At 37.4% G+C, this 5,255-nt stretch carries 5 protein-coding genes and 1 pseudogene; 4 read left to right on the top strand and 2 right to left on the bottom strand.

What is annotated here, in order from left to right; all coding sequences use genetic code 11:
- The 3 genes from ABCM67_RS16055 to ABCM67_RS16045 form a co-directional block, all read left to right on the top strand.
- A partial coding sequence (locus tag ABCM67_RS16055) for a GHKL domain-containing protein (RefSeq protein ID WP_195303476.1) occupies nucleotides 1-141 on the top strand: 141 nt, incomplete at its 5' end.
- 114 nt (nucleotides 142-255) lie between these two features.
- Nucleotides 256-633: a hypothetical protein gene (locus tag ABCM67_RS16050; protein ID WP_138344554.1), complete on the top strand. Its 378-nt coding sequence runs from the start codon at nucleotides 256-258 to the stop codon at nucleotides 631-633.
- 91 nt (nucleotides 634-724) lie between these two features.
- Entirely contained in the window at nucleotides 725-1,708 is a 984-nt protein-coding gene (locus tag ABCM67_RS16045) for a hypothetical protein (RefSeq protein ID WP_096241046.1), read from the top strand.
- 123 nt (nucleotides 1,709-1,831) lie between these two features.
- Here ABCM67_RS16045 and ABCM67_RS16040 read toward each other — a convergent pair.
- Nucleotides 1,832-3,076 (bottom strand): annotated as a pseudogene (locus ABCM67_RS16040) (IS256 family transposase).
- A gap of 257 nt (nucleotides 3,077-3,333) precedes the next feature.
- Between ABCM67_RS16040 and ABCM67_RS16035 the strand changes: the two are divergent.
- Nucleotides 3,334-4,083: a transposase gene (locus tag ABCM67_RS16035; RefSeq protein ID WP_096241045.1), complete on the top strand. Its 750-nt coding sequence runs from the start codon at nucleotides 3,334-3,336 to the stop codon at nucleotides 4,081-4,083.
- 359 nt (nucleotides 4,084-4,442) lie between these two features.
- On the opposite strand, the gene ABCM67_RS16030 is transcribed toward ABCM67_RS16035, so the two are convergent.
- Nucleotides 4,443-4,565, bottom strand: a complete 123-nt coding sequence (locus ABCM67_RS16030) for a hypothetical protein (protein WP_260702787.1) — start codon at nucleotides 4,563-4,565, stop codon at nucleotides 4,443-4,445.
- Nucleotides 4,566-5,255: the final 690 nt, after the last annotated feature.

The raw sequence follows: 5,255 nt of genomic DNA, 5'->3' as shown, positions 1-5,255 counted from the left end.
ACAACAAAAACGGATACAAGCAATCATGGGATCGGCCTGCCATCTGTCCGTAGGGCGGCGGATAAATATCAGGGGGTGTTGTCTGTTGACACCACAGAGCCGGGGCGGTTCCTTGCCAGGGTGGTGTTGTATGGAAGTTGAAAGTGTGGGTAAGGGAAAAGTTACATGAACACTCGATATTTTGACATTAAACAGCACAATGAGCGGAGAAGGTATATACTAATAAAATTATAGATTGTGGAAAGAGTGGCATAGGTGAGAATATTATTGTTTAGTGATAGCAGAAGAGCATTTGAAAAGACTAATGAAATTATTCAAAGTAAATTTGAACTAATGTGGTATAAGTATGATGACCTGCAAAAAGGTCAATATCCTTTGGCAGATGTTGTCATTATACATTTTGATAAGGATAGAATTCAAGATGCGACTATGCCGATAATAAGAATAAAAGGCAGGTTGGGTACACATGTTTCTATTCTAGTAATAATGAATGGAACACCACAGGAAATTTATTCTGTACTGAAAGTAGGCGCATATGATTATATAACTAATATAGATGACATGCAAGAATATAAGCAGAAATTAGAGGATATTGTTTTATGGAACAGGTATCAGAGATACATAGATTTTTGATAAATTGTATTTGTGAAAAGTATATAAAGATGGCTTTTTTTTTGTGGATATGTTAAAATAAAACAAGAATGATGAGTGAGGATTGTACTGGATGAGAATAGAAAGCATATTGTCAAAGAATATTGATGCAATGGGAGATAAAGCGGCATATGATGCGGCCTGCAAGCGCTTGTTGGCAAACAAAGTGATACTTGCCTGGATTATGAAAGAATGTTTGGAAGAATATAGAAATTGTAATATACAGGAAATAGTTTCTCGATACATTGATGGAGAACCGGATATTGGACAAGTGCCTGTAAATGTAGATGAGCGATTATCTGGAGAACAAATAAGGAATGTATCTGTGGAAGATGCTTCTGTTTATGAAGGCACGGTTACCTATGATATTCGTTTTTGTGCGGAAGCTCCAGGAACGGAGAACAGAATCCAGTTAATAATCAATATTGAAGCGCAGAATGACTTTTATCCGGGTTATCCGATTATAAAACGTGGAATATATTATTGTAGCCGTATGATTTCATCACAGTATGGGACAGAATTTACTTCATCTCATTACGAAAATATAAAAAAGGTATATTCGATTTGGATTTGTATGAATCCTCCGCAATATAGAGAGAATACCATTACAGAGTATTATATTGCAGAAAAAAATCTGGTGGGAAATGTCAAAGAGAAGATTGAAAATTACGACTTATTAACTGCAATCATGATTTGTTTGGGAACTACGGATGATAATTCATCTGGTATATTGAAATTATTGGAAGTATTGCTTTCGACGGAGAGAGAAGTAGAAGAAAAAAAGAAGATTCTGCAGGAAGATTTTGCAATTGAGATGACAAAGACTTTGGAAAGCGAGGTGTCTACTATGTGCAATTTAAGTAAAGGTGTTGAGGAGAAAGGAATTGAAAAAGGAATTCTTTTTTCAATTAAAAGCCTTATGGAGACAATGGGATGGTCTGCAGAACAGGCGATGGGTGGTTTGAAGATTCCTGAGTCGGAAAGAGATAAATATATAACCGAACTGAAAAATGAGAGAGACTATGAAGAAAAGTCTGTAAATAAAAATCTTCTATGATAATGATTGAGCTGGAAACACTAAATTGGAGCTTCCAGCTCTTGTTTTATATATACGACATGCTTTCAGGCATGTCAAGAGCGGACGTCAAAAACGTCCTTCTCATCATGCATACAGATTCTGTTATTCTGGGAGTCTTCCCTCGTACATAATGCTGAGTTCACCGTAGACCCGTCCCCAGTTTCGAATGCTCATAGTCCATTTTTTTGTGGCTTCAAAAGTTGCCAGATACAGAGCTTTCAGGAGTGCTGTATCACTTGGAAATACGCTTCTCTGACGGTTGAGCTTACGGTAGGTAGAATTCAGACTTTCAATTGCATTGGTCGTGTAAATAACCTTTCTGACATCCGGTGAGAACTTGAAAATCGGCGTTATCGCATCCCAGTTATCATACCAGCGTTTCATAGAATTCGGGTATTTTGCGGTCCATTTTTCAGTAACACGATTCAGAGCCAGTCTAGCTTTCTCTTCATCTGAAGCATGGTAAATCGTTTTTAGGTCGGAAGCGAACGCTTTTCTGTCCTTATCCGGAACATATTTTAACGTGTTTCTTACCTGATGTACAATACATCTCTGATACTCTGTTTTGGGGAATGCAGCGGCAATTGCCTCTTTAATACCACTAAGACCGTCAGCGCAGATAATCAGGATATCCTTTACACCACGATTCTTCAGCTCATTCAGGACGGACAGCCAGTATTTTGAACTTTCATTATCACCGACAGTGATTGAAAGAACCTCTTTTTTCCCTTCTGTGTTGATGCCAAGAATGACGTAGGCAGCCAATTTTCTGATTACTCCATTATCTCGTACGGAATAATGGATGGCATCTATATAGAGGATTGGATATACTTCATCCAGCGGTCGATTTTGCCAGTCTTCAATCTGAGGCAGGATTTTATCTGTAACGTCTGAAATAAAGCCTTCTGATGTTTCAAAACCGTAGATATCTTCGATGGTTTCGGATATTTGCCGGGTCGTCATCCCTTTTGCATACATGGAAATAATCTTCTGATCGATATCAGAAATATCCTTCTGACGCTTCTTTACAACCTGTGGCTCAAATGTTGATTTACGGTCCTGTGGAACATCGATATCCATGCTGCCATAGCTGCTGTTTACACGCTTTGATTTATATCCATTGCGGTAATCATCGCTATCAGATCATTCAGATTTCTGGTAGCCAAGATGATCATCCATTTCTGCTTCCATCATCTCTTTGATGGTGCCGCCAAGCAGATCCTTAAGAGCATCCTGGATATCTTCAGCGGTTTCAATATCATACTCCTGAAGAAGTTGCTGAATGATGTTTCGCTTTCCCTCTGTCATTACTACTTTGTGTACAGGTTTCTTTTCTCTTCTTGCCATAATAAAAGGCCTCCTATGATTTATATTTTACCATAGAAGACCTTGCTGTTATTAGCTATTTACAGAAAAAGTTTCACACACTCAAATGAGAAACTGTAATTAATTACTCAACTTTCCCACCAGTAAACCTGGCATAAACAGTTGATTTTTCAACTAAAATTTTAAAATAATTGGTACCTTGACATAAAAACAGCACCTGATCTTTGATATAATAAGTTCACCACAAACAAATACTCAAAGGAAAAGGTGCTGAACTTATGATATACCAGAATGATAAAAATGAAAATACCCAAAATCAATTTTCCAATGCTTTAAAAGAACTTCAGATTGGAAAATTATTGCGAAACTCCAACATTACAAAATCCTGTGGCGTTTCAGCATATGAAGTATTTCAATTTTTACTCCTGCTTGTATTTCAGGGACGAAATCTCTTTCGTTTCCTGAACTCTAAACATAAAGACCAGGCCGTTTCAAAGAATACGTATTATCGTTTTCTTAATGAAACTTCCTATAACTGGAGCAGATTCCTTATGCTCCTTGCAGCTAAAGTTACTTCCAGATTTGATGCTCTTACCAGACCGGAACGGATAAAAGTACTGGTTCTGGATGATTCCGTAGTAAAGCGGAATCGGAGTAAATCTGTAGAATTGCTTGCACGTGTCTATGATCATGTAGAACATAGATTTCAGAAAGGATTTACCCTGCTTACACTGGGGTGGTCTGATGGTTACAGTTTTATCCCCGTTGGGTTTAATCTGCTTTCTTCTGCCAAAAAGAGCAATCGTTACAATGAAATATCTGAAAATATTGATCATCGTACAAACGGTTATAAGTTCCGTAAAGAAAGCATGATGAGTAAAACAGACGCCGCAGTTCTTCTTATCCAGAGAGCCTTACAATCCGGTATAAAGGCCGATTATCTTCTTATGGATACCTGGTTCACAACGGAACCTATGATCCGCTCTGTTATGGATACCGGGCTCGATGTGATCGGAATGGTCAAGTAGCTGAAACAGCGTTATACTTATAAGGACAAAAAATATACACTTCACGAACTAAAAAGAATGGTCCGCTTTGAAGGTGCGAAAAATATTTTTGGCTCTTTAGTCGTCACCACCAAAACAGGAATTCCTGTTAAGATCGTTTTCGTACGAAACCGCAATAAGAAGAGTGAATGTCTGTATCTCTTAAGCACAGACGTTTCTTTAAGTGATGCTGAGATCGTACGGATTTATGGAAACATATGGCAGGTTATGCCGATATCTGCATAACCTGCCATATGCCGATATTTTAGAAATGCCGATAAAATTTCTATAAGATTCCATGCCTGACCCAATATCAGGCATGGTTAATAAACTATCGGCATTTATTTTAATCCACAAAGCCGCTTGATAGTATCTTCGTCATTGGCATACTTGAACATCACATCATCCTTAAAGATGGAACTGTCACTATCGCTAAGTTTATACCGTGTTTTTATCATCAACATCGCTTATCTCATAGATTGTCTCATACTCATCAAAGGAAATACTATAATAATGACTGATTACGTCTCTATAGTAAGAAATGCCGATATATTTACAAAGTCTTATAAATCCAATATTTCAGAAAGTCAAAAATCGGCATTTCTAAAATATCGGCATATGGTCTATCGAATGTTTTTTCAGATCATCAAAATCCTTTCTGAAGTTAGGCACTGAATTTCAGAGCCATAATTATGGTGCAATGGTAAGCCATACGACCATTGTATTTACAAGATACATCATTCTGGAATGGATCCGCAGGAACCAAAATGACCAGAAAACGTATGGCGAATTATTCTTCATGTTCTGCGATGATATCCAGGACATGGACTTAACCAGTTCACTGCAGAGCCTTATGGCTCTGTTTGTGGAGCACATTTTAACATTATCTGCTGATATTACATCCATCATAAAATGTAAAGTAAGTGAATGGATTGCATCTCAAGCCGCATTTATTCAGGCTTTATTTAGAGATATCAGCTGGGAAAGTTGAGTTAATTATAAGAAGATAATTAGAAAATATAAGGTATAATGCAGGAAGTGGACAGCGAATAGAGCTGCCCACTTTCTTTTTTTTGATATTGCGTAATTAAATACTCCTATTATTTGTATCAAGAAAATGTGAAAAGGGTAGCATGGTAGTATCACGTATATTT

Source organism: Blautia sp. 2227st1_G12_2227SCRN_220401, from assembly GCF_039062885.1.
GTDB classification, from domain to species: Bacteria; Bacillota; Clostridia; order Lachnospirales; family Lachnospiraceae; genus Blautia_A; species Blautia_A fusiformis.
The sequence above is the reverse complement of the archived record's forward strand: the minus strand, read 5'-3'. Positions and strand labels throughout refer to the sequence as shown.

Bases quoted from the DNA above. Each gene is read 5' to 3' on its own strand.
- ABCM67_RS16045 (WP_096241046.1), top strand. From the start codon at position 725: ATGAGAATAGAAAGCATATTGTCAAAGAATATTGATGCAATGGGAGAT.
- ABCM67_RS16035 (WP_096241045.1), top strand. From the start codon at position 3,334: ATGATATACCAGAATGATAAAAATGAAAATACCCAAAATCAATTTTCC.
- ABCM67_RS16030 (WP_260702787.1), bottom strand. From the start codon at position 4,565: ATGTTGATGATAAAAACACGGTATAAACTTAGCGATAGTGACAGTTCC.